The 25857-nt window shown below is 35.0% G+C and carries 21 protein-coding genes, 2 pseudogenes and 1 riboswitch; of the genes and pseudogenes, 19 read left to right on the top strand and 4 right to left on the bottom strand.

Features of this window, described 5'->3' with window-relative positions; all coding sequences use genetic code 11:
• Nucleotides 1-124 precede the first annotated feature (124 nt).
• The 6 genes and pseudogenes from OEV82_RS05135 to OEV82_RS05110 all read left to right on the top strand — a co-directional run bounded on the left by OEV82_RS05135 (nt 125) and on the right by OEV82_RS05110 (nt 4583).
• Entirely contained in the window at nt 125-460 is a 336-nt protein-coding gene (locus OEV82_RS05135; RefSeq protein WP_014097256.1) for an ArsR/SmtB family transcription factor, read from the top strand.
• A 13-nt stretch (nt 461-473) separates the two neighbouring features.
• A pseudogene (gene arsD / locus OEV82_RS05130) lies at nt 474-832 on the top strand (arsenite efflux transporter metallochaperone ArsD).
• Nucleotide 833: 1 nt separating this feature from the next.
• Nucleotides 834-2582 (top strand): annotated as a pseudogene (gene arsA, locus OEV82_RS05125) (arsenical pump-driving ATPase).
• Nucleotides 2575-3105 (top strand): DUF2703 domain-containing protein, encoded by a 531-nt coding sequence (locus tag OEV82_RS05120; protein WP_263061266.1) that lies wholly within the window; start codon nt 2575-2577, stop codon nt 3103-3105. Before arsA ends, OEV82_RS05120 begins: the two are co-directional and overlap by 8 nt.
• A gap of 6 nt (nt 3106-3111) precedes the next feature.
• Nucleotides 3112-4164, top strand: a complete 1053-nt coding sequence (gene arsB / locus OEV82_RS05115) for an ACR3 family arsenite efflux transporter (RefSeq protein WP_263061242.1) — start codon at nt 3112-3114, stop codon at nt 4162-4164.
• A gap of 17 nt (nt 4165-4181) precedes the next feature.
• On the top strand, nt 4182-4583 hold the full coding sequence (locus OEV82_RS05110; RefSeq protein ID WP_263061241.1) for an arsenate reductase ArsC: 402 nt from the start codon (nt 4182-4184) through the stop codon (nt 4581-4583).
• Nucleotides 4584-4892: 309 nt separating this feature from the next.
• Here OEV82_RS05110 and OEV82_RS05105 read toward each other — a convergent pair whose 3' ends face one another.
• On the bottom strand, nt 4893-6296 hold the full coding sequence (locus OEV82_RS05105) for a sodium:solute symporter (protein WP_263061240.1): 1404 nt from the start codon (nt 6294-6296) through the stop codon (nt 4893-4895).
• A 4-nt stretch (nt 6297-6300) separates the two neighbouring features.
• The gene (locus OEV82_RS05100; RefSeq protein ID WP_263061239.1) at nt 6301-7614 is read right to left on the bottom strand and encodes an aspartate aminotransferase family protein; all 1314 of its coding nucleotides are present in this window, start codon (nt 7612-7614) and stop codon (nt 6301-6303) included.
• 390 nt (nt 7615-8004) lie between these two features.
• On the opposite strand from OEV82_RS05100, the gene OEV82_RS05095 reads away from it, so the two are divergent.
• The 9 genes from OEV82_RS05095 to OEV82_RS05055 all read left to right on the top strand — a co-directional run bounded on the left by OEV82_RS05095 (nt 8005) and on the right by OEV82_RS05055 (nt 17607).
• Nucleotides 8005-8871 carry a LysR family transcriptional regulator gene (locus OEV82_RS05095; protein WP_173662278.1) on the top strand — a complete coding sequence of 289 codons (867 nt, stop codon included), beginning with the start codon at nt 8005-8007 and terminating at the stop codon, nt 8869-8871.
• 85 nt (nt 8872-8956) lie between these two features.
• Nucleotides 8957-9057: riboswitch (TPP riboswitch) on the top strand.
• Nucleotides 9058-9174: 117 nt separating this feature from the next.
• A complete protein-coding gene (gene tenA / locus OEV82_RS05090; protein WP_263061238.1) occupies nt 9175-9861 on the top strand; it encodes a thiaminase II in 687 nt (228 codons plus the stop codon).
• Nucleotides 9858-10454 (top strand): ECF transporter S component, encoded by a 597-nt coding sequence (locus tag OEV82_RS05085; RefSeq protein WP_263061237.1) that lies wholly within the window; start codon nt 9858-9860, stop codon nt 10452-10454. The genes tenA and OEV82_RS05085 overlap by 4 nt, the downstream gene beginning before the upstream one ends.
• Nucleotides 10432-12021 (top strand): ABC transporter ATP-binding protein, encoded by a 1590-nt coding sequence (locus OEV82_RS05080; RefSeq protein WP_263061236.1) that lies wholly within the window; start codon nt 10432-10434, stop codon nt 12019-12021. The genes OEV82_RS05085 and OEV82_RS05080 overlap by 23 nt, the downstream gene beginning before the upstream one ends.
• Nucleotides 12018-12755: an energy-coupling factor transporter transmembrane component T family protein gene (locus OEV82_RS05075; RefSeq protein WP_263061235.1), complete on the top strand. Its 738-nt coding sequence runs from the start codon at nt 12018-12020 to the stop codon at nt 12753-12755. Before OEV82_RS05080 ends, OEV82_RS05075 begins: the two co-directional genes overlap by 4 nt.
• Nucleotides 12756-13161: 406 nt before the next feature.
• Nucleotides 13162-13746, top strand: a complete 585-nt coding sequence (locus OEV82_RS05070; protein WP_263061234.1) for a TetR/AcrR family transcriptional regulator — start codon at nt 13162-13164, stop codon at nt 13744-13746.
• Nucleotides 13747-13859: 113 nt separating this feature from the next.
• Nucleotides 13860-16535, top strand: a complete 2676-nt coding sequence (locus tag OEV82_RS05065) for a YhgE/Pip domain-containing protein (protein ID WP_263061233.1) — start codon at nt 13860-13862, stop codon at nt 16533-16535.
• 221 nt (nt 16536-16756) lie between these two features.
• Complete coding sequence (locus tag OEV82_RS05060; RefSeq protein ID WP_263061232.1) at nt 16757-17098, top strand: zinc ribbon domain-containing protein YjdM; 342 nt, start codon at nt 16757-16759, stop codon at nt 17096-17098.
• 26 nt (nt 17099-17124) lie between these two features.
• Nucleotides 17125-17607 (top strand): nucleoside deaminase, encoded by a 483-nt coding sequence (locus OEV82_RS05055; protein ID WP_263061231.1) that lies wholly within the window; start codon nt 17125-17127, stop codon nt 17605-17607.
• Between the two features lie 117 nt (nt 17608-17724).
• Here OEV82_RS05055 and OEV82_RS05050 read toward each other — a convergent pair whose 3' ends face one another.
• Nucleotides 17725-18144 (bottom strand): hypothetical protein, encoded by a 420-nt coding sequence (locus tag OEV82_RS05050; RefSeq protein ID WP_263061230.1) that lies wholly within the window; start codon nt 18142-18144, stop codon nt 17725-17727.
• A gap of 213 nt (nt 18145-18357) precedes the next feature.
• Between OEV82_RS05050 and nagZ the strand changes: the two genes are divergently transcribed.
• Together nagZ and OEV82_RS05040 are read left to right on the top strand one after the other, a co-directional pair.
• The gene (gene nagZ, locus OEV82_RS05045) at nt 18358-20052 is read left to right on the top strand and encodes a beta-N-acetylhexosaminidase (RefSeq protein WP_263061229.1); all 1695 of its coding nucleotides are present in this window, start codon (nt 18358-18360) and stop codon (nt 20050-20052) included.
• A gap of 386 nt (nt 20053-20438) precedes the next feature.
• The gene (locus tag OEV82_RS05040; protein WP_173661153.1) at nt 20439-21116 is read left to right on the top strand and encodes an RluA family pseudouridine synthase; all 678 of its coding nucleotides are present in this window, start codon (nt 20439-20441) and stop codon (nt 21114-21116) included.
• 132 nt (nt 21117-21248) lie between these two features.
• Here OEV82_RS05040 and OEV82_RS05035 read toward each other — a convergent pair whose 3' ends face one another.
• Complete coding sequence (locus tag OEV82_RS05035; RefSeq protein WP_263061228.1) at nt 21249-22439, bottom strand: coenzyme F420-0:L-glutamate ligase; 1191 nt, start codon at nt 22437-22439, stop codon at nt 21249-21251.
• A 180-nt stretch (nt 22440-22619) separates the two neighbouring features.
• On the opposite strand from OEV82_RS05035, the gene OEV82_RS05030 reads away from it, so the two are divergent.
• On the top strand, nt 22620-23504 hold the full coding sequence (locus OEV82_RS05030) for a LysR family transcriptional regulator (RefSeq protein ID WP_263061227.1): 885 nt from the start codon (nt 22620-22622) through the stop codon (nt 23502-23504).
• A gap of 493 nt (nt 23505-23997) precedes the next feature.
• A complete protein-coding gene (locus OEV82_RS05025; protein ID WP_173661147.1) occupies nt 23998-25539 on the top strand; it encodes a malate:quinone oxidoreductase in 1542 nt (513 codons plus the stop codon).
• Nucleotides 25540-25857: the final 318 nt, after the last annotated feature.

Raw genomic sequence — 25857 nt, 5'->3', positions numbered from 1 at the left:
GCTTTTTGTCGTTAACTTATTATAAAACCATATTGACAACTATCGATATGCCTGATATTCTTATTATAAGATATCGAGAACATTCGATGTCATTGATACATATGAATATATAGGAGGTAATTTCATGAAACATTCATATGCAGATTATGTTCCTGCAATTAAGGCTATGTCAGATGAAACACGGTTAAAGATTATTGATATGCTATCGTGTGGAGAAATGTGCGCATGCGATATATTAGAAGAATTCAGTATTTCTCAATCCACTCTTAGTTATCATATGAAGATATTATCTGAAAGTGGTCTTGTAAATGCAGTACGTGATGGGGCATGGATGAGATATACATTAAACAAGAAAAAAACGGATGAGGTAATAGCTTTCTTTACATGCATAACAAATGACAAAGAAGATTGTATTTGTAAAAAGAGCAAAAATAAAAAATCTGATAATCAATGTTGTTAAGGAGGATTTAGTAATGAAAAATATTGAGATTTTTGACCCAGCAATGTGTTGCTCAACAGGAGTTTGTGGTCCATCTATTGATCCGGAGCTGTTAAGAGTAGCAACTGTAATTAATTCGCTTAAAGAAAAAATATTATTATAAAAAGGCATGGTTTGTCAAGTGAACCTCAGGATTTTATCACCAATAAAGTTATAAGTGAAATTCTACAAAAGGAAGGAGCAGATATTCTTCCTGTAACACTGGCAGATGGTGAAATTGTAAAAACCAAAAGCTACCCAACAAACGAAGAGTTTTCAGAATGGTTAGGGGTGGAAATAAGCACAAAACCTCAAAAGAAGAGCGGCTGCTGCGGACCAAAGGGGTGCTGTTAAGATGTTAAAGAATAATTATGAGCCATTTAGTTTAGATGGGATAAATCTGACTAAGTATATGTTTTTCACAGGAAAGGGTGGTGTAGGTAAAACCTCAATCGCTTGTGCTGTGGCAGTAAATTTAGCTGATAATGGAAAAAGTGTTCTCCTTATAAGCACTGATCCTGCATCCAATTTGCAGGATGTTTTTAATACTGAGATTGATGGCAAAGGTGTGCCGATTGATGGAGTGCCGGGTTTAGTTGTGGCGAATCTTAACCCAGAGGAAGCTGCCAGAGAGTATAGGGAATCGGTTATTGTTCCATATAGGGGGAAGTTGCCGGATAGTGTAATTGTAAATATGGAGGAACAACTCTCAGGTTCATGTACAGTTGAAATTGCCGCTTTTGACCAGTTTTCGAACTTCATCACTGATAAATCCACAGAGAATAAATACGATTATATTATTTTTGATACTGCTCTGACAGTGCACACACTTCGTATGCTGCAATTACCATCAGCCTGGAGTAATTTTATCAGTGAAAGTACACATGGGACGTCATGTTTAGGTCAGCTCGTTGGACTTCAAGAATATGTATAAGAATGCGGTTGAAAACCTTGCAGATAAAGATAAAACAACTTTGATATTGGTATCGAGGCCGGAGGAAACTCCTTTGATTGAAGCTGAACGTTCAAGCCATGAGCTTAGTGAGCTAGGGATAAACAATCAGGTTTTAGTTATCAGTGGTATACTGAGTGAAGCAACTGACGATGTTTCGATTAAAATGTTAGATAAGCAGCAAAAGACTTTGGAAAATATGCCACAGGGTTTAAAAAAGTTTAAAATTTTCACTATACCACTTCGTTCCTATAACGTTGTAGGTATTGATAATATTAAAACATTTTTATATAGTGACGATTACACAAGAAATAATTTTTATAACAAATCCTTAAATTTAAGACACCTAGATGTTCTGATTGAAGATATTTATAGGGCAGGTAAAAAAGTGATATTTACAATGGGCAAAGGCGGTGTTGGAAAAACAACTATTGCTGCAACCATTGCTGTGGCTCTTGCTAGAAAGGGTGTTAAGGTACATTTAACATCTACAGACCCAGCTAATCATCTCAAATATGTGGTTGAAGATACTAAAAATATTAAACTAAGTAAAATAGATGAAAAGCAGGAACTATTGCGATATCAAGATGAGGTATTAAGTAAGGCTCGTGAAACAATGAGCGAAGATGATGTTGCTTATGTTAAAGAGGATTTACGCTCTCCATGCACACAGGAGATTAAAGTATTTATAGCTTTTGCTGAGATTGTTGACAAGGCTAAAAACGAAGTTGTACTTATCGATACTGCACCAACAGGTCACACGCTTCTGTTGCTTGATTCTACACAGAGTTATCATAAAAAGGTTCAGAGAACAAAAGGTGAAACGCCAATATCTGTTCAAAGATTACTTCCAAGACTTCGGGATGAGAAATAAACAGAGGTTATTATTGTTACATTGCCTGAAGCAACACCGGTATTTGAAGCTCAGAGACTGGGTGATGACCTAAATAGAACGGGAATTAATAATAAATGGTGGGTAGTTAATCTAAAAATAGTATGTCAATAGCTCGCGCTGATGCTGAAAAGCAATGGCTAGAAAAATTTAAGGAAATAAGTTCTGATAACTTTGTTGGAATCCCTTGGTTCCAGGATCAGGATGCATCAATTGAAAGTAAAGTGAACTGCTCTGGAGGTAGTAAAAGTGATGAATAAAAGTGATACTGGCTTTTGCTCTTGTGGCAGTGGTTGCTGCGGACAAGAACAGGAAAAAAGGCAGATTATAATTGATTTTCTTTATCTCGACCTAAATGTATGTAAAAGGTGTCAAGGAACTGAAACTAACCTCTATGATGCAGTCAATGAAGTATCTACAGTATTAAGTGAGTCAGGATTTGAGATAGTAGTTAATAAGATTAATATAAATTCGAGGGAGTTAGCCATTAAAAACCATTTTTTAAGTTCTCCAACCATTCGTGTAAATGCCAGGGATATTGCTCTTGAGGTTAAGGAATCTTCCTGTAAGGAATGTGGGGACCTGTGTGGTGACTCTGTGGATTGCAGGGTTTGGGTGCAGGATGGTATAGAGTATACGGAACCTCCAAAATCCATGATTATCAACGCCATTTTGAAAGAAGTTTATAGTGGCCATGGTTCAATCCCTTTATCAAATGAGAAATATGAAATCCCACAAAACTTAATTACATTTTTTGATAGCTTAAAAAGAAAGAAGGATTGATTTAACATGAGTAAGGAACAAAATAGTGGAATTGGATTTTTTGAAAAGTACTTAACCGTATGGGTTATTTTATGTATGTTTGCAGGGGTATTGATTGGAAAGTTTTTACCCGGAATCCCAGCGTTTTTAGGGCGTTTTGAATATGCAAATGTTTCAATACCTATGGCTATTTTAATCTGGCTTATGATATATCCAATGATGTTAAAAGTAGATTTTCAAAGCATAAGAAATGTAGGCAAAAATCCCAAGGGACTTTTTGTTACATGGATAACCAACTGGTTGATAAAGCCTTTTACCATGTTCGGCATTGCATGGCTGTTTTTCTTTGTAATTTTCAAATCTCTAATTCCGGCAGAATTGGCACAAGACTATCTTGCGGGAGCAATACTTCTTGGAGCTGCACCGTGTACAGCGATGGTATTTGTATGGAGTTATTTGACCAAAGGCAACGCGGCTTATACCGTCGTGCAAGTGGCAACAAATGATCTTATAATTCTCATAGCTTTCACGCCCATAGTTGCGTTTCTTCTAGGTGTGGGCGGTGTAACCATACCCTGGGACACTCTTGTTTTATCTGTAGTATTGTTTGTTGTTATCCCGCTGACTGGTGGTATAATTACCCGTAATTACATCACAAAAAAGCGAGGACTCGATTACTTTGAAAAGAGTTTTATACCGAAGTTTGGGAATATCACTACCATAGGTCTATTGCTAACATTAATAATAATCTTTTCATTCCAGGGCGATGTAATTCTGAATAATCCACTTCATATTGTTTTAATTGCTATACCATTAATTATTCAGACTTTCCTAATCTTTTTCATTGCATATCTAGCAAGCAAGGTTATAAAACTACCTCATGAGATAGCAGCGCCTGCTGGTATGATTGGTGCCTCTAACTTTTTTGAACTGGCAGTTGCCGCTGCGATTGCATTGTTTGGAACACAAAGCCCAGCTGCACTTGCTACCATTGTAGGGGTTCTAACAGAAGTGCCTGTTATGTTGATATTAGTAAAGATAGCGAATAATACAAGGCACTGGTTTCCAGAAAAAAGCTAGAAAGGAGGTAATGCTTAATGAGTAATAAACTAAAGGTCGCATTTATATGTGTTCATAATTCATGTCGAAGCCAAATAGCCGAGGCACTTGGTAAGCACTTTGCAGGAGATGTATTTGAAAGCTACTCTGCTGGCACAGAAACAAAACCTCAAATTAACCAGGATGCTGTGCGCCTAATGAAAGAGCTTTATGATATAGATATGGAGAAAACTCAATATTCAAAGTTGCTTGATGAAATACCTCCAGTAGATATTGTTATTACAATGGGGTGTAATGTGGAATGCCCTTACCTTCCATGTAAACACAGGGAAGATTGGGGGTTGGATGATCCTACAGGTAAGAGTGATGAGGAATTTAAAAAAGTAATATCAACAATAGAAACAAAAATAAAAGAGTTAAAAGCAAAACTAAAGTCATAATAATTATAACGCCAATTACAAATCTAGTAGTTGGCGTTATAATTATATATGTCGATATGTTCCCGCCTACCGATAGTGCAAAAAGTGCCTTTGACTTGTTTCCGACTACCGACAATGTAAAAGACATCAATCCACCCCGCTCGTTGCACGTTGAGTGAGTAAACATAAATTATAGACACTGGAAAGTACATCCCAGTGTCCGTTTTGCCTCTTAAATTACCACGGTGAACCGTATCATAAGTAAATACTTTTTTAATAGAATATAATTTGGCCTATTCAAAGTATCATCTTGAATAGGCTTTATAATCTCTAGTGATAATATCTTTCACGTTCACTAATTTTGGCTTTTGCTGGATTAAATATTGTAAGGATTACAATAACGAATAATCCCGTGAACACACCATAAATAATTGGTAGAGTAGAGGTAATCCCATAAATAACAAACGTAATAAAGATGACCATTGTACTAGCAATAATGGCATAAAAGGCCGCTTTACTCGTTGTACGTTTCCAAAATAACCCTATGATTAGCGGTACAAAAATAGCACCTGATAATATCGCATAAGCCATATCTAATGCCACTAGAATATTTTGAATCCATGCAGAGAAAATAATCGCTATTACACCTAATACAAGGGTTACGATACGTGATGTTTGAATTATAGCTTTATCATTCATATCTTTTTTTAAATAGACTTTAATGATATCATTTGTGATTAAGGTTGCAGAAGCAAATAATGCTCCTGAAGCATTTGACATTAATGCTGCACAAACAGCGGCTAACACTAACCCTAACGTTCCTGGCGGTAAAATGGTTAAAGCTAAGCTTGTAAATGCAGATTGTGAATCCTCTAAATTTGGAAGAACAATGAATGCACACATCCCTACAATGCTAAGTGTCAGACCATAAAGAAAGCTATATACGCCGGCTGAAATGGCACTTCTTTTCATAACTTTTTCATTTTTAGCAGTAAATACACGTTGCCATATGTCTTGGGAAACCATTAATCCAAACGCATATAAAAGAAAATATTGGAAAATTTTATCGCCACCAATGTTTGTTAAGTTAAGATGACTCTCCGGTACACTAGTAAACACAGTGGCTAATCCACCTGCACTATTCACGCTATAAGGGAACATGATAAAAAACACACCAACTGTCATCACTATGAATTGAATAATGTCTGTTAGGGTTATACTCCACATGCCACCTAAAACTGTATAAAAGAGAACAATTCCACCACCAATAAACATCGATGTTAAAACTGGCCAACCTAGTAAAACATGGATGACACTTCCCATTCCGATCACTTGTGTCACGACGATCATAAGTGTATAGATGGATGTAACAATGGCACTAATTAGCTGAGTACCTTCACCGTAACGTTTCCCAAGGAGCTGGCTAATTGTAAAAACTTCATAGACTGAAATTTTTTTAACAAGAAATAACCCTAAACTGGCAATACCTATTCCCATCATTGTTACAAACCAAAAGCCAGAAACACCAAATTCATAGCCTAATGTTGTTGAACCCATTGTCGCAGCACCGCCAATAATAACAGCAGCTAAACAACCTACATGTGTAAAGTAACCGATGCGACTTCCAGCTAATATAAAATCTTTTTCTGATTTAGCTTTATTTATCCCAATAATTCCTACTATGATTAATGCACCAAAATAGAGAATCAGTACAGTTGTATCAAGAATGTTCATTTATCTACCTCCGAATTCCAAGCTCTAATTCATATTCTGTAATCGCTTCCTCAAGTATTGAAATTCCTTGATTTAAATGTTTTTTATCGACATTTAAAGGCGGCATCATTCTGATTACCTCACCTGTATTACCACTTAAATATAGGATAAGCCCCTTCTTTAGACACTTCTCAAGAATGTTCATTAATCCTTCTCCGTTTGGTTGACCAGTTTCTGGATGAATAATTTCAATACCTATCATTAACCCGATCCCTCGTACATTCCCAACTACAGGATGTCCTTCTTTAATATCTAATAATTGATTTAATGCATATTCACCAAGGACACGGGCGTTTTCAACTAATCCTTCTTCTTTTAAAACATCAATTGTGGCACAAGCCGCAGCACATGCTAGAGGATTACCTCCGAATGTTGTACTATGACTCCCCACTGTCCATTGTTCCATCAATTCTCTTGAAGCTACAGTTGCACTGAGTGGCAATCCGCTGGCGATTCCTTTAGCAATGGCCATTATATCTGGAGTTACATTAAATCGATTGGCTGCAAACCAGTCTCCAGTTCGTCCAAATCCGGTCTGTACTTCATCAAAAATTAACAGGATTCCATGTTGATCACAAATTTCCCTTATTTTTTGTAACCAAGCTTTTGGCGGGACTACATATCCGCCTTCACCAAGTACCGGTTCTAATATGACGGCTGCCACTTCTTCAGGGGCTACTTGATGATTGAATAGTCTATTAAAATCCTTTTCAACTTGCTGGGACCAATAGATTTGCAGATCAAGTCCTTCAGGTGTCTCAGTCGGCTTTGCATACGGCAGTTGATACGTCATTCCCGCACCAACAGGTAAATTTTTTCTATACTTACTTTTAGACGTCGTTAAGCTTAAGGCTCCCATCGTTCTTCCGTGAAACCCACCGAGGAAAGAAATGATATAATTTCTTTTAGTCACATGCCGGGCGAGCTTGATTGCACCTTCAATCGCTTCTGCCCCACTATTTCCAAAGAAAAAGCAATTGAGGGATTCAGGTAAAATAGTTCTTAGCTTTTTTACCAATAACATAATGGATTCGTAATTGATAATGCCAATCGGCCCATGAACTAAATGTTTTAGCTGTTCTTTAATGGCTTCTACAACTTTTGGATGTCTATGTCCGGTATTCTCTGTAGCAATTCCTGATGTAAAATCAAGATATTTTTTCCCGTCAACGCCAATGTAAAATAATCCTTCTGATTTTACGACTGGCAGATTGGGAAAATCTTTTGCCATTGTTGGTGCTAAAAAGCCTTCGCCATTAATCGTATGCCAATCTATCATACTTATCTCTCCTAATATAATATTTTTATTAATATGAATTTTTTCACAACATAGATAACTGGTCAAATATGAACGATAGGAATTCTTAATAGTTGAAAAAGCGAAAGTGTACAGGGTGCAATCGTTTCGATAAAAGAGTGCCTATAATCCCATTTTTGAATCAAAAATAGATGGAGAGAGAGAAGTATAGATATTTGGTCGTGAAACCGAAAAAAATGAAGCTACTTAACTATTGAAAAAATTTATATATTATTATTAAAATAATCATAATTGTCTATAAAATATAAATCATTATTGATACTTGATTTCATTAGATAATTTATTGCAATGTTATAATTAAGATAACTTACATTCTTCCGAAGAGGGGTTTTTTAAGAAAGAGGTAGTGGAATGGAACTACGACATTTAAAAACCTTCAAAGTTGTTGCAGAGGAATTGAATTTATCCAAGGCAGCAAACAAATTAGGCTACACACAACCCACCATTACGTTACAAATACAATCTCTTGAAAAAGAGCTTAATCATACCCTTTTTACAAGAATTGGAAAAAGGACAGTATTAACGACTGCTGGAAAACAGCTAAAGGTTCACGTTGATCAGATATTTTCACTTATTGCCCAAATGGAAAAAGAAATGGAAGAATTGCATGGACCTAAAGGAATTTTAACAATAGCAGCATCTGAATACTACTGTACAAGGCGGTTATCACACATTATAAAACATTATAAGGAATTGTATCCGAACGTTCGGGTGAATCTTCTACCATTAAATAGTGCACATGCCATTCAAAGTGTGAAGGACCATGTTGCAGATATTGCAATCATTGCTGGTAATTTTCATGAAATAGATATGAGACAAATCTTTTTAGAGGAAGAAAAAACTTTTTTGGTTGTGTCCTCACAAATTAGCAAAGATCGTAGTTTGGAAGATATCTTTGGTCTGTATCCATTTATCTCTTACGATAAAAATTGTAGTTTCAGTAGTATTATTAACCGCTATTTCAAAACAAGCAAGTTGCAGCCTCAATCTATGATTGTGGTTGGTGGCAGCGATGAAACGGTTAAAAGTGCTGTATTAAATGGAACCGGATATGCCATATTAGGAGAAAATATTATAAAAAAAGAGTTGGAGGAGGGCTCTATCACCATCCTTCAACCTGTATCCGAACCGATTACTACGTTTTGTATTAACTTAAAGGTTCGCTCAGAAGAACCTAATATTCAAACATTTTGTAGTGTTTTACAAAGGGTATGGTGAAATAAAATTATTAACTTATGTAAGATTGTATTGACTTTACTGAAAAGTGTGTGTAAAGTGATAATTAAATGAATAGGAATGTATAGGAAGACACTAGGGGAGCCTTTCGGCTGAGACGGGAAGTATCCCGGACCCTTTGAACCTGATCTAGTTCATACTAGCGTAGGGAAGTGGAGTCCGTGCAAGAGTATATTTAAAAGTATTCTGCCGCTCCATTTTGGTGCGGTTTTTTTATGTCTTTATTCTGCAATTGCTTCCTAACTAGCGTCTTCCACTATAACTAATAAGGAGGCATAAATAAACATGAGTTTTTCTGTAGAACTGAGAAAAGAAGCAGATCCGATTTTTAATGCTATTTTTGAGCATCCATTTGTACAGGGAATAGCAAATGGAGATTTAAAGAAGGAACAACTAATTCATTATGTAAAGCAAGACTTTGAGTATTTAAATGCCTTTATACGAATCTATGGAATGGCAATTTCAAAGTGTAAAGATCGTAAGGATATGGAAATGTTTAATAAGCAAATTTCTTTTATTTTGAATAGTGAAACACATCCACATCATAACTTTTGTCAAGTTGCAGATGTCAAATACGAAGAATTACAAGGGTACCCATTGTCTCCAACCGCACATCAATACATACGGCATATGCTGACGGTTGCTCATGAAGGGACATTGGGTGAAATTATTGCAGTTTTATTGCCGTGCCCGTGGACTTACTGGGAAATAGGGAAGCGATTATTAACAGAAGTGAACCCAGACCGTTCACATCCATTTTATGAATGGATCCATTTCTATGGCAATCGGACCGATTCAATCACAACAAAGTTTTGTGCACGGCTTGATGAACTGGTAAAGGAAGCGACAAACATAGAAAAAGAAAAAATGAAGGAACATTTCTTACTTAGCTGTCAGCTTGAATATATGTTTTGGGATATGGCTTATAAACTTGAGGATTGGCCTGTAAAAATGGAGGTAATACAATCTTGACTTGGAAAATGAAAGAAATCGTCTTAGCGGTTATTTTATCAGTAATTTGTGGTGTGATCTATTTAGGCTGGTCTACACTTTGGATTCCGATTTCTGCTGTAATTGGGCCTGTCGGTGCCAGTTTTATGTTTGGCATCTGGGTGATCGCTAGTCCTATTGTTGCCTATATCATTCGTAAACCAGGTGCGGCATTTGTCGCAGAAGTTACGGCTGCAGCAGTGGAATTATTTACAGGAAGTCATTTTGGATTAGCTGCCTTATTAGTAGGACTATTTCAAGGGATTGGTTCTGAAATTGCTTTTGCCATATTCAGATACAAGCGATATAACCTTTTTACTTTAATGCTTTCTGGTGCTTTGGCGGCCGTTTTTGGAATGATTTATAATTTGTTGGCAAAAGGTTTTGGATATTACTCGACAGAGGTATTATTAACTACGTTAGGTATTCATATTATCAGCGGTATGATTCTTGGCGGTTGGTTAGCAAAAGTAGTAGTAGATACATTGGCAAAAACAGGTGTGTTAGAACAATATGCAATTATGAAAGAAAAAAGAAAAAAGGAAGATGCCAATGGACATGTTTCTGGGCTGTAATGATCTTTCTGTCCGTTATTATAACCGTTCAGAACACATATTGAAAAATATTACGCTATCTATTAATAAAGGAGAAAAGGTATTGATACTTGGACCAAGCGGAGGTGGGAAATCAACTTTGATTTCCACTCTCGCTGGGATCATTCCAGAGTATATAGAAGCAGAAGTAACAGGACAAGTATTTCTGAGAGATAATGTGGGAATTATGTTTCAGGATCCTGACTCTCAATTTTGTATGTTGCATGTGGATGAAGAGATTGCATTTAGCCTTGAGAACCGATCCGTTCCTCAAACCGAAATGGACAATATTATCTCTAATTTAATGAATCAAGTCGGTTTAAAAGTAGATAAGAAAACCCCTATCGATACATTATCAGGCGGAATGAAACAAAGACTAGCTTTAGCTTGTTTACTAGCCTTGGAGCCAGAGGTGCTGTTCTTTGATGAACCAACTGCTCAGTTAGATCCAGCTGGCAGGAAAGAAATACTTGAAATATTACACCGACTATCTCAAAAAACAAATCAAACAATGATTTTTGTTGAACATATGTTAGACGGCTGTATTGAGTGGATGGATCGGATTATTATGTTAAATGAGGGCGGAAATGTGATTGGAGATGGAGAGCCCGAGGACATTATCCATCATTTTACTAATGAAATGAAAGAAGCGGGAATTTGGCGTCCGAAACTTTATCCAAGCAAGTGGATTGAGGTTATTGAAAATCCTTCTCATCCATTATCCATCAAATTATCGAAACAATTTAAATCAAAGTGTCAGACTGCAATAAAAGATTATAAAATTGAAAATCCGATCATTTCGGCAGAAAATGTGACAATTGGATACGGAAGGAAGTCTATTGTAAAAGAAATTAATCTAGCAATAGACAAAGGAGAATGGATCTCCATTGTTGGAGAAAATGGAAGTGGAAAAAGCACTTTACTGAAAAGTCTTATCCGCTTGGAACCAATAAAAAAAGGAAACATATTTATTCAGGGTAAGGAACTAACGAATTGGTCAGATCGTGAATTGTATGAACAAGTAGGTTTTGTCTTTCAAAATCCGGAACATCAATTTATAGCTGACACAGTATTTGAAGAAATTGCTTTTGGAGGAAGCCAGAGAAATTGGCCAGAAGAATTAATATATGCCAAAACAAAGAGGCTGATACAAGAGTTCGGGTTGGAAGACCATGAGAACGAACATCCTTTTATACTTAGTTTTGGGCAAAAGCGGAGGTTAAGTGTAGCAACTATGTTATTGTTTGATCAAGCATTATTATTGCTTGATGAGCCAACATTTGGTCAAGACGAAAAAACGACATATAAACTGATGAAACAATTAAAAGAAAGACAGAAACAAGGAACAACAATTATTATGGTAACCCACGATATGGATCTGGTAGATCGATATTCCGATCGAGTCTTGCTTTTGAATAAAGGGAAAATGGCCTATCAAGGAACGCCATTTGGTTTATTTAGTAACCAGGATATATTACAAAAAACGAAAATCATACCACCTCTTCATTATCAGTTGATGCATGAACGAAGGGAAGAGATTTTAGTATGAAGGTAAATCATTCATTCTTAGCTACTATAAATCCCACGTGCAAGCTATTTTCCCATGTACTTGTGATGTTACTATTAATGGTCATTACCGATGTTAAAGTGACGTTCTTAATATGGTTTCTAGCCGTCCTTATCGGTCTTTTTTTAGGAGGATGGACAATTTCGTATTTATTAAAAAGGTTATGTCCCTTTTTTTGGATTTTTATTTTAATTTTTTGGATGATGGCAGCCTTTGGAAAAGGGCAGGAAACGATTTGGCAATGGGCGTGGTTTCATGTGACACAAGAAAGTATAAATCATGGTTTGACGATCGCTTTTCGTATGTTAGCTTTTGTCACGTATGGATTATTATTTACCTCTACAACCAACTTGACATTGTTTATTATGAGTTTAATCCATCAATGTAAACTTTCACCGAAGTGGGCATATGGACTATTAGCAGGGATTCGTTTTATCCCCTTATTCCAATCGGAATTAAATCAGCTGAAAATGGCTCATAAAGTGAGAGGATATAAAGAAAAAAATGGTTGGAAAATGTTTTTAAGTTATGCTGTCCCGATGTTTACACAAGGAATTAGGAAATCTGAACGCATTGCGATTGCAATGGAAGCCCGTGGATTTAGCAGAGCAAAAAACAGAACCTATTATCGAACAACAAAAGTGGCATTAAGAGATGGGGGTTATTTAGTTTCTATATTAGCGATTGTAATAGTAATGATCATTATTTTTCATTAAGATTTCATATCTTTTTGAAAAAGAAGTCTTAAATTTTTTATGTTTTTTGAATTCTAGTGGGGCTGTCCAAAAAGTCAAAAGTAGTAGATGTTCAAGTAGATATAGCGACGACATACGTAGTCCCTGCTTGTGTAGAACCGACGAAGCATATTCAGTACAGCAGGAACAGGAAAAGCTCTTGTGGAGAAAGCGTAAGTGTTCTGCCCAAAAGTCTATAAACGTGTGTCCGCGTCGAGAAGGCGGGTGCTGTGCTCTCGATGATCGCGTCAATGAAACAAAAAAATCTACTAGATACTTAATTTCTGGACAGCCCCTACTATTTTTTACTTGCTCCATGCTTTCCGTAATGTTAAACTGACTAATGACCAATTACGTATTTTAGTCGAAAAACGGAGGTTCAATAAGGATGAATGACAAAAAGTTAAAAATCATTAATGCCGCAAAGACATCCTTTAGTCACTTTGGTTATAAAGCAACAACGATGGATCAAATTGCAAAAATTGCACAAGTAGGTAAGGGAACAATTTATACATATTTTTCTTCTAAAGAAGAAATGCTAAAAGCAATTATAGATTTATTTGTCGTTGAAATGAGAGATGTTGCAGAAAGTGCAATTCCACGAAGACAGCCGTTTATTAAAAGCTTTAATGAAGTTCTACATACTATAACTAAATTTCAATCAGAACATGAATTAATGATTAAACTTTCTCAAGAGGTAAAGGAAATCGGAACTCCTGAAGTCATTGCAGCAATGAAATCTGTAGAAGATGAAATTTGTGAATTTATTGAAGTAAAAATCGAAACCGCGATTGAACGTGGAGAATTACGGAAATGTGATCCAAAAATAACATCCTTTTTAATGTTTAAAATGTACGTAAACCTGGTTAATGACTGGAAAGAACGTCATGAACCATTAGATAAAGATCAAATTGCAGAACTTATCAATACATATTTTATTCAGGGAATTGGAATGAAAAATGAAGACTATTAACAATTGGCATAGTTCTTGCTAAATGAGGGAATATCGAAATATGATCTATATTTTTTAAATAAATTGACCAAAGAACTATTCTAGTCATATTCATAGTTTTATTGGAGGATGCTATGAGGAATGTTATCAATATCTTTAAGCAGGATTTAAGAAATATAAAAAGAGTTCCATTGTTTGCTTTAATTTTATTAGCAATTGCTGTATTACCTGCCCTTTATGCGTGGTTTAACTTAGAGTCTACATGGGACCCCTATGCAAATACGAAGGGGATTCAAATAGCCGTTGTTAATGAAGATGAGGGAGCGGAAATAGAGGGAGAATCCATTAACATTGGTGAAGAGATTGTTCATAGTTTGAAAGAGAATCAAGATTTCGGATGGAATTTTATTTCGAAACGTGAAGCAGAAAAAGGTGTAAAATTAGGGAATTTGTATGCTGCCATTTATATTGATAAAAACTTTTCTAGTAATTTAGTTAAGGTTCTTGATGGGAATCCGACGCAAGCGGAAATAGTATATCAAGTGAATGAAAAAATGAATGCAATTGCTCCTAAGATGACGTCGGCTGGAGCAAATGCGGTTGTTTCAAAAATAAATGACAAATTGATTGAAGAAACGTCAAAGGCTCTTCTTGAGCAATTAGATAAGCTTGGTATCAAGATGGAAGAAGAACTTCCAACAATGCGTAAAATAAAAAGAATAGTCGATGAAATACACAAAAGCTTCCCTGAAATTAATCATTTTGCAGAAAGTTTAATGGAAATAGAAGAAAACTGGGATAAGATTGATAATCGTATAGAACAATTTATTGGATTACAAGATTATTTTCCTCAGATAGACAAAGGTGCGGAATACATTTTCCGTCTAGAAGAGCAATTGCCGAAGATAAACCAGATAGGAAATGAAGTCTTAAAGATCGAACAGTCTATACCAGAACTGGAAAAAGCAGTTGAAAAACTAACGATTTTTCGAGATCGCTTTACTGAAGTGGGAGAGCAATTAAAAGATGGTCTAGAAAAAGCAAATGTAGCAAAAGAGAAGATTGCACAAATGCAAAATTTGATTCCTGTTTTAGAGGAAAACAGAGAGTATGCAGAGGAATTTTTGCAAATTGTTGAATCACTAAAGGAACAAGCTGCTAAAACAGACTCGACAATGAGCGAAATTTTCCTTCAGCAAATCCAGTTTATCAGTGAAACCGCAACATTGACAGATCAAGTTATTGAAGAGTTTTATAATAAAGATTCGCTTGAAGAGGCCACGAAATATGTTACAAATTTAAATGAACAATTAACAAATCAAATTGCAGTGATTGATCAAATCATAAAGTACTATGAGCTTATGAATCAAAAACAGCAAAATGAACAAATCCAAGATATGATAGATAAGCTAACTGTTTTACGTAACAAAATGGAGACTCTTCAACAATCAGTTAATTCACTGCAAAATGAAATCAATAACGGAAACTTTAACTCAGAAAAATTAAAAGAAATTCGTGAAAAGAACCAGGCTGTGAAAGAAGCTTCTACAACATTGATGAACATGTTAAACAGCGAACAAGGAAAAAACCTGACTACAGCTTTTATGGATCTAATGGAGCGGATTGAACAGTCAAATAGTGGATTAGAAAATTTGTATTCTGAATTAGAATCATTGGGGAATGTATTAAATTTATCTAACGATATCGTAAATAAAAGCGGAGAAACGATTGAAAGACTCATTAATGAACTCCCAGATGTGGAAGCTAAAGTAAATAAACTCGTAGATATAACAGAGGAAGAACTTCCAAAAGTGGTCAATACTATTGAAAATTTGGCTAAATTTGTGAATGAAAAATTGCCTTCCTTTGAAAAGCTTGTTCATAATGTAGCACATATGATGAAGACTGATTATCCAAAAATGAAAGAGAAGTATAAAAATATTGCGACATTATTAACAGAAAAGGCTCCTAAAGTGAAAAATTCATTACATGATATAAATAGGTATAGTCGTGAGTATTTACCTGAATTTGAACATGTAATAGATGAGTTAGCCGATCGCTTTAAGAAAATTGAAGAAGAGGACCAAATAAATAAGTTGATTGTCTTATTACGAAATGATCTTGATAAAGAAAGTGAATTTTTTGCCAATCCAGTTGACTTAAAAGAAGAACACTTATTTGAAATACCGAATTATGGATCAGCGAATGCACCATTTTATACGACATTAAGTATTTGGGTAGGAGCGTTATTATTATCAAATTTAATTTCCACTAACGTGCACCCTATAGATATGCGAAAGGAATATACATTACGTCATGTATATTTTGGAAAGCTAATTATTTTCTTGATTATTGGAATTTTACAAAGCCTTATTGTTAGTGTAGGAAATTTACTTTTACTTGGGGTTTACACAAAGCATCCAGTTTTCTTTGTTGTGTTTTCCATGTTAATCTCTATAGTATTAATGACAATCGTTTATACACTCGTATCTATTTTCGGAAATATTGGTAAAGGGCTTGCGATTATCCTTCTCGTGCTACAATTATCGAGTAGCGGAGGCACCTTCCCAATTGATGTTACGCCACCATTTTTCCAAGCAATTCATCCTTTCTTACCATTTACTTACGCGATAAATTTGTTACGAGAAGCCGTTGCTGGAGCTATTCCTGTTCTTGTGGTGAAATATATAAGCATATTACTCATTTTTATGGTTCTTGCACTTCTTGTTGGGGCACTCTTAAAACCATTACTTGCTGAACGTATTGAAGCTGCATATGAAAAAACGAAAGCTAGCAGGATGTTGGAGTAAGAGGGGGATTTTACAAGTCCCTCTTTCTTTTGGTTGGTGACATATTTTACTGGCTGAGAGATCTTACCCCTTATATTTAAAGGGATTGTTATTCATTTAAACCCCATATATATAAGACGACGGTACCTTTTTTCTGGTCAAAATATAATCGTGATTTGTCTTTCTTATAAAAGCTTGTATTATAGTAATGAATACATCTTTTAAAAGGAGAAAATGATAGAATGAGTAATTTACCAAATTGTCCAAAATGTCATTCTGAATATACATATGAGGACGGGAACCTTTTAGTTTGTCCAATGTGTGCTTATGAGTGGACGTTAAATCAAGAAGAGGAAACTAATGACGATAAACAAATTGTAAAGGATGCTCACGGAAATATTTTAAATGATGGGGATACAGTTGTCATTATTAAAGACTTAAAGGTAAAAGGAAGTTCATCTGTATTAAAACAAGGAACGAAGGTAAAAAATATTCGTTTAGTTGATGGGGATCATGATATTGATTGCAAAATTTCTGGATTTGGGCCAATGCAATTAAAATCTCAATTTGTGAAGAAAGTATAAAATTTTTTTATGGGGGGACAGGGATTGTGATAAGTGATATCGATTTACAGCACTTGCGTCGTTGTGTTGAACTCGCCAAAACGGCACTGGAAAAAGGTGATGAACCCTTTGGATCCGTTCTTGTCTCAGCAGATGGAGAGGTGCTTTTTGAAGATCATAATCATGTAGCAAGCGGGGACCATACGCAACATCCTGAGTTTGCTATAGCGCGATGGGCTGCTAATCACATGACAGCTGAAGAAAGAATGAAAGCCACGGTATATACTTCTGGTGAACATTGTCCGATGTGTGCAGCAGCCCACGGTTGGGTTGGCTTAGGGAGGATTGTTTATGCAAGTTCTTCTAAACAGTTAGCCCAATGGTTGAATAAAATGGGGGTAGCTCCATCACGGGTTCGCAATCTTCCGATTCAAGATGTCATTCGGGATGTCGTAGTAGATGGCCCTGTACCTGAATTAGCAGAACAAGTACACCAACTCCACCGTCAGTTTTATGCAATGAAACGTTAATTTAATGCAGTTATAACTGATTACCTAGAATATCGATTTGCTAGATCGTTTTGTTACTTTTGAATATAAGGGACTGACCTTTTACAGCCCCTTTTTTCTTTCACTTAATGCAAAGGATTATTTTCCATTCTTCATTACAGATGACTCATCTATATTTTTTAAAGCATTTATGATAAAAACGATAACTCCTAACCCAAATGCGCCTCCACCGAGATAAGTTAGAATATGTGCAGTGTCAAGCATACCTGGTACTTGAACGAGAAAAACACTGAGCAAAAATACAGGTACCCCTAAGTGATGAAGCCAAAAATGTACCTTCCCTAAGGAATTTTTTGAGGCGCTTGGATAAATGCTATAAATAATGCCGAATATTGCAGTGGTTGCAAATCCTACTAAGTTTACATGGGCATGTGCAGATCCCCAATTTAGCTTTAGTGTCAATGACATAAATAAACCAACACCAATCCCAAAAACTAAATAAAGAACAGAAAGTTTAATCCATTTTGCTCCCATAAAACCTCCCTGTGTTGATGACATTCCATTTTTTTATCTCCCCCCTCTTCGCCTTAATTAATATTAATAAAGCTTAATGTAAAATATGCCTGTTTTGGTTTAGTATCGATTAAAGCTAATAACATCATTATTTTTTAGCATCGGAACAGAATTAAGATAAAATGATAAAAAGTAACATACGAATAGAATAAATAGTCTAATATCTATAGTAGAAAAATCTACATGCTGGAGGTTAATATGTTTAAAAAAATATCACTCATAATCTTATTCATTTTAGTTCTTTTGACAGTCATATACTTAATTTTTTGGAAAGATGAACCAGGACAAAACCAATCCCCTTCAACAAATGAAGAAGCGCAAAATACAGACGAGGGTGAAAACTCGGAAGAAACTTATACTATTGACGAGATATTTTCAAAAGCAAAAGACGGCATGATTATTGATACTCCCTTTGTAGCTGGGCAAACGGAAAAAAATGAGGTTATCGAAGCTTTTGGTGAGCCAAAACAACTTGATCGAACTACAGTGGCTGATTATGCTAATTACCCGAACAAGGATGTTACGATTGGTTATCAGAATTCCATTATTGTAGATTTGCGTTCATATCATGAAAAATTACAAAAAATCCATTATGAGCAGATATTGGATAGCCTAGGTGAACCGCAGGAAGTTAAATATTATCAAGATCAAGATTATGACCAAATCATATTAATTTATAAAGTAAATGAAGCGTTTCAACTTAAGTGGGTACTGGATAAACCGACAGATGATAAACCTAATCCTAACGTACATCATATTTCAGTTGTAGCCATGAAAACACGTGAAGAAAACAAGGAAACGGACGTAACAGAACAACTTGAGCATATGAGCTTGGATGAAAAATTGGGACAGCTTATTTTTGCCGGTGTTTCTGGGACAGAATTAAGTGATGAAGAAAAACAGTTAATCCATGATTATAAAGTTGGAGGTATTATTTTTAATATACATAATATTACTAGTCCTTCTCAAACGGTGAATTACATTAATCAGCTTAAAGCGGAAAATACCGATAACATTCCTTTATTTTTTGGAATTGATCAAGAAGGAGGAAGAGTTGCCAAGATACCTGGTGATTTAAAAGCTTTACCTACGAATTTAGAAATTGGAGAAATAAATAATTCTGATTTTTCATTTGAATATGGGAATATCTTAGGAAAATTAGTAAGGTCTTTTGGATTTAATGTGAATTTTGCTCCTGTGCTTGATATTAATAGCAATCCAAACAATCCTGTTATTGGTGATCGATCATTTGGAAATAATCCTGATCTCGTTAGCAAGTTAGGCATTCAAACGATGAAAGGCATTCAGGATGAAAATATTATACCTACAATAAAACATTTTCCTGGTCATGGCGATACGTCCGTAGATTCACATTTGGAACTTCCTGTTGTTAATAAAACATTAGAAGAGCTGGAAGCACTTGAGTTAATTCCCTTTGAAAATGCAATTAATGAAGGTGCAGATATGGTTATGATTGCTCATATTCTACTACCAAAATTGGATGAAAAATTTCCTTCCTCGATGTCAAAAGTAGTCATTACCGAACTTTTAAGAGAAAAATTAGGATTTTCAGGAGTCGTGATTACAGACGATATGACGATGGAAGCTATAACAGATCATTATGATATTGTTGATGCAAGCGTAGAGTCCATTAAAGCTGGAACTGATATTATTATGGTTGCTCATCATTATGAAAATATCATAAAGGTGATCTCATCATTGAAAACCGCAGTTGAAGCGGGAGAAATATCAGAGGAAAGAATTGATGAGAGTGTGACAAGAATCCTTAAATTAAAAAGGAAGTATAAAATTGATAATTCCTCTGTTCATGAAGTAGACATTCATGAACTTAATCAACAGATTGAAAATGTTTTAAATAAATATATGAATTAATCAGTTACAAAAAAGTGACCGAAAAAAACGGTCACTTTTTATAATATTTTATTACATTGGAATTAAGTAGGATCACTTCAAGAAATGGATTTAAAAGTATAATAATTACGATGATAATGGAATACCAAAATCCGTTCAATTTTTGTACTTGCTTTAGAGTATGAAAATTAACCTCAATATGCAGCACAAGTTGTGGTAATGTCGTCAATCTTTAGTGTAATAATAGTCACAACGGTCATCTATTTTATCAAAGATATGGTCTTATATGGATAGAATCAATATGATTGTTGTTTATTTTACCATCTCCAATTGCGTTAAGATGGCGTATAGCGATGGTTTATTAATCGTGTTATGATAAAGACAACATCATGTAAGGAGACTGAATAATGAAAATATCTATATTATATGAGGATAATCATCTGTTAGTAGTGGAAAAGCCAATGAATGTGCCGGTGCAGGAAGATAACAGTGGTGATCCAGATTTATTAACCATTTTAAAAGAAGATATAAAAATTCGTTACAAGAAACCTGGTAATGTTTACTTAGGGCTCGTTCATCGCTTAGATCGTCCTGTTGGCGGTGCGCTCGTATTTGCAAAAACGTCCAAGGCGGCTTCAAGATTATCGGATATGCTTCGTAGAAATGTAATTGAACGAAAGTATTTAGCAGTCGTTCATGGAACACCAGATCAAGAAAAAGGACAACTTGTACATTATCTCTTGAAGGATAAACGGAGAAATAAAGTTTCGGTTGTCTCACGTGATCATCCAAAGGGGAAAAAAGCAGTGCTCGATTATGAAGTATTAGATACGAAAGAAGGATTATCTCTTTTATCCGTAAAATTACATACTGGTCGACCTCATCAAATTCGTGTGCAACTGTCTCATATTGGACACCCAATATTTGGTGACCAAAAATATGGTCAACATTTAACAAAACCTGGCCAGCAAATAGCATTATGGTCCTATTCACTTGAACTTGAACATCCGGTGAGAAAAGAACCGCTTCGGACAATTAGTACCCCACCTAAAAGAAAACCTTGGGATATGTGGGAATTTGTATAAAAATATATCCATATCCTTTTACGAAAGGGCAACATATAGGAAACCCTGTACTATCCTATATCATGTTGAATGGGAATTATAAAAAAGGTACCTCTTTATTATCGGTTTTTCCAAGAGGTACCTTTTGTAAGATTATTTCGTATAATTATCAAAATAGCCTTGAATATAAATAATCGGTGTTCCTTTATCTCCACTACCTGAAGTTAGATCGGACAAAGATCCAATTAAATCTGTTAAACGCCGTGGAGTTGTTCCTTGTGATTCCATTGAACCAGCAAGGTCTTCTTTTTTATTTTGAATGTATTTGGCAATTGCTTTTTGCAGCTCTTCCCCTTTTAAATGAGGGAAATTATTGTCTGCTAAATATTTTAATTTAATTTCATTTGGGGTGCCTTCAAGACCAGAAGTATATGCAGGAGATACGACAGGGTCAGCCAGTTCCCAAATTTTACCTGCAGGATCTTTAAAAGCCCCGTCTCCATAAACCATTACTTCAACCGTCTTACCAGTGGCAGTTTTTAACTTTTGTTGAATATCTTCAACAATCGGTTGACAATTGTTTGGAAAAAGTTTAATTGTTTTCTCTGTTGCTTTATTAGAACCAAGTAGGCCATAGGCTTCGTTAAATCCACTACCATTAACCGGTTTATTTAAAAGATCATCTAAACCATAAACTGTTTCGGCTCCACTATTTTTCAAGATCCGTTTCGTACGATGACGAGAATGGATGTCGCATGCTAGCACGTGTTTTGTATATTGTAAAACTGTCTTAGCATTATTAGAGAAAATAATTTCGCATGTTGCCCCTTCTTCTTCAATAATACTACGATAATATTCAATATAGTCTACACCTGTGAAGGGATGTTTTTGATAACCAAAGTGTGCACGGAATTCTTTTTCTGTTAAAACATCTGTCCACGGATTAATACCTTTCTCATCAAGTTCATCAATGCTAACTAAATGGTTACCAACTTCATCTGATGGGTAACTTAACATTAAAACAATTTTTTTAGCGCCTTTCGCAATTCCTTTTAAGATTAACGAGAAACGGTTACGACTAAGAATAGGGAAAATAACACCTATTGTTTTATCTCCATATTTTGCTTTTATATCTGTAGCAATATCATCCACAGAAGCATAATTTCCTTGAGCACGAGCAACGATAGACTCAGTGATCGTTACGATATCCCGATCGTTAATTGAAAATCCTTCAGTTTTAGCTGCATTTAAAACAGTATCAACAACAACTTGTTCAATGTCGTCACCTTGATTAATGATGGGTGCACGTAAACCACGTACTACGGTTCCAACTGCTCTTTCCAAATGAATCGCTCCTTGAATTTAATTATAGTTTTTAACATTAACATCAAGAAAGTTTTTAACTAATGAACATAGTTTATCCTTTCTTATGTTTTGTAATGTTTTCTTACAATACTTACTATACTTTGAAAACGGATATTAGTAAAATTAATAATAGTAATATCAGATATAAGGGGGACTTATATGTTAGGGAAATTAGATTTGTATCGAATTTTTAACACTGTCAGTAGATGTAAGAGTTTCTCCGAAGCTGCAAGAGAATTGTATATGACCCAATCTGCTGTAAGTCAAGCAATCTTTAAATTAGAAAAGGAACTCGAAATACAACTTTTCCATCGTACTCCTAGAGGAATTGAACTTACAAATGAAGGAAAGTTATTACAAGAACATGTCCATTCTGCTTTAGCCATCATTGATGTTGCGGAAGACAAACTTCTTGAATTTAAACGTCTAAAAACCGGTGAATTGCGTATTGCTGTTGGCGATACAATTTCACGTTACTATTTATTGCCATATTTAGAGGAGTTTCATTTTAAATATCCTGGATTAAAACTAACCATTATTAATGGAACAACATCAGAAATTTGTACATTTATTAAATCTGGACAAGCGGATTTAGGCATTTGTAATTTACCGATTAACGATGATCAGCTTGAAATTATCCCTTGTAAAGAAATTCAAGATATTTTTGTTTGTGGAGAAAAATATAAACGACTAGCAGAACATACAATCAGTTATGAGGAATTGATGAAATTACCACTTATTTTTTTAGAGAAAAATTCAAACTCGCGTATGTATGTTGAAAACTTTTTTAAAAAGCAAGGTTTGCAAATCTCCCCTTCTTTTGAATTAGGATCTTATGATTTACTTCTTGAATTTACCAAAATTAATTTAGGTATCGCTTGCGTTATTAAGGAATTCTCCAAACGTTATTTGGATAAAGGTGAATTATATGAGTTGAGACTCGAAAAAGATATCCCGAAACGGAGCATCGGTATTTGTTATTTAAAAAATGTTCCCCTATCGCATGCAGCTAAACGTTTTGTCAAAAGACTCAAACAAATATAATTGAAAAGGGGATTTTAAAAGCTCGTTTTGAGACTATGTTAAAATACTATCAAGATTGTTCACTCTAGATTGAGTATTAAAGAGGAATAGTTCATATTTTAAAGAATAAAAATGCTAATATACAGATGATTAGACACGGAAAAAATAAAATTTGAATTGGGTTAGAAAGAAGACGTACGATTTTTCTACTTAAATTACAAATTTTTATTGCTTTTTCCTCATTTTTCACAAAAACTTCATAAAACTTTCAAAAAGGAGAAAACTATTTTATAATTATAGTAAAAATATTTTAGTATATAAATATTTTAATATTTAAACAGTAGTGTTACACTAAAAACTGTGAGTTGAAAGTCGCACTAATAAGGTTTGACAAAGGTTTATCTTATTTAAAGTCATTTATTCTTACATTCTATTTATTAAAGTTTATTTTTGTACGTCTTTGTTATAGCGCTTACATTTTTTGGAAATCTTAGGGGATAAGGGGAACGATAAAATGAGTGATACACAATCGAAGTCAGATGTTATTTTGATTGGCGCCGGTATCATGAGTGCAACATTGGGGACATTTTTTAAGGAATTAGCACCGGACTGGAGTATTAAAGTTTTTGAAAAACTAGATAAACCTGGTAAAGAAAGTTCGAACGTTTGGAACAATGCTGGAACAGGGCATGCCGCGTTATGCGAATTAAATTATACTCCGCAGAAACCGGACGGTTCAATTGATATTACAAAAGCAATTAATATAAACCAACAATTTGAAGTTTCGAAACAATTTTGGTCTTATTTAGTGAAAAATAACTTAATCCAAAATCCGCAAGATTTTATTCGTCCGTTGCCACATATGAGTTTAGTGCATGGCGAGAGTAATGTGCAATTTTTAAAGAAACGATTTGAACTATTATCTAAGAATCCTTTATTTGCAGGAATGGAGTTTTCAGATGATCCGAAAAAGATAAAAGAATGGGTTCCGCTTATTATGGAGGGACGCACGGACAATGAACCGATAGCAGCAACGAAAATTGACTCAGGTACTGATGTAAACTTTGGTGCTTTGACAGAATTCTTAATTCAAAATATACAAAGTCAAGGTGCAGAAGTACATTACAATCATCATGTGAGCAATATTAAACGCTTAAGTGACGGTTCTTGGGAACTAAAAGTGAAAAATCTTACAAATGGTGATGTCGAATACCATCAGGCGAACTTTGTATTTATTGGAGCTGGTGGTGCAAGTATTCATTTGTTACAAAAGTCAGGAATTCCAGAAGGCAAAGGGATTGGAGGCTTCCCGGTTAGTGGACTATTTTTAGTTTGTAAAAATCAAGAGATTGTTGAACAACATCATGCTAAAGTGTACGGAAAGGCAAAAGTTGGTGCTCCACCAATGTCAGTTCCACACTTAGATACACGTTATATTGATGGTAAAAAAGCATTGTTGTTTGGACCGTTTGCTGGATTCTCACCAAGATTCTTAAAAACAGGCTCATTATTTGATTTACTTGCATCGGTGAAGCCACATAACTTCTTAACATTATTAGCATCTGCCGGAAAAAACTTTGCATTAGTTAAATATTTAATACAACAATTATTGTTAACGAAAGAAAAACGGATTGAGGAATTGCGCGAATTTATTCCTGTAGCAAAATCTGAGGATTGGGATATTGTGATTGCTGGTCAACGTGTGCAAATTATTAAAGATACAGAAGCCGGTGGAAAAGGTACGTTACAATTTGGTACGGAAGTTATTAGCGCAGCTGACGGATCGATTGCTGCACTATTAGGAGCTTCTCCAGGTGCTTCGACAGCTGTTCACATTATGCTTCAAGTGATAGAAAAATGTTTCCCACAATATTTAAACGAATGGGAACCAAAAATAAAAGAAATGATCCCTTCTTATGGCGCATCATTAATTGATAATCTTGATCTTTTACGTGAAGTTCAACAGTTAACAAATGAAGTACTACGGTTAACGGATGTTGATGTGGATAAAGTGAAAGTGACGGAACACGGTGATAAACAACCAGCTTTTAATTAATATTTTCTTTGGGAATGTTAAATGAGCTGCTGTGGGCAGCTCTATATTTTATTCATTATAATAAAGAGGGGCTGTCCGAAAAGTCAATTTTTAATTGACCTTCGGTCTAGCCTTTTTGCTATTTAATGGTACAAAAAAATCGTCCTTTTTTGTAGAATGAAGTTGACGAGACAACATTCAACAGAAAGGACGATCTTTTATGAATAATCAAATGACTATTCAAACAAATTATAACATGCAAATGGAACTAGCTCTAGAGGGAATAATTGAAAATGGAAATCAACCCAAAAAGAAACAAAAGAAACTTGTATTCCAGCC

The organism is Pallidibacillus thermolactis, from assembly GCF_025660415.1.
Classification (GTDB): domain Bacteria; phylum Bacillota; class Bacilli; order Bacillales; family Caldibacillaceae; genus Pallidibacillus; species Pallidibacillus thermolactis.
The sequence above is the reverse complement of the archived record's forward strand: the minus strand, read 5'-3'. Positions and strand labels throughout refer to the sequence as shown.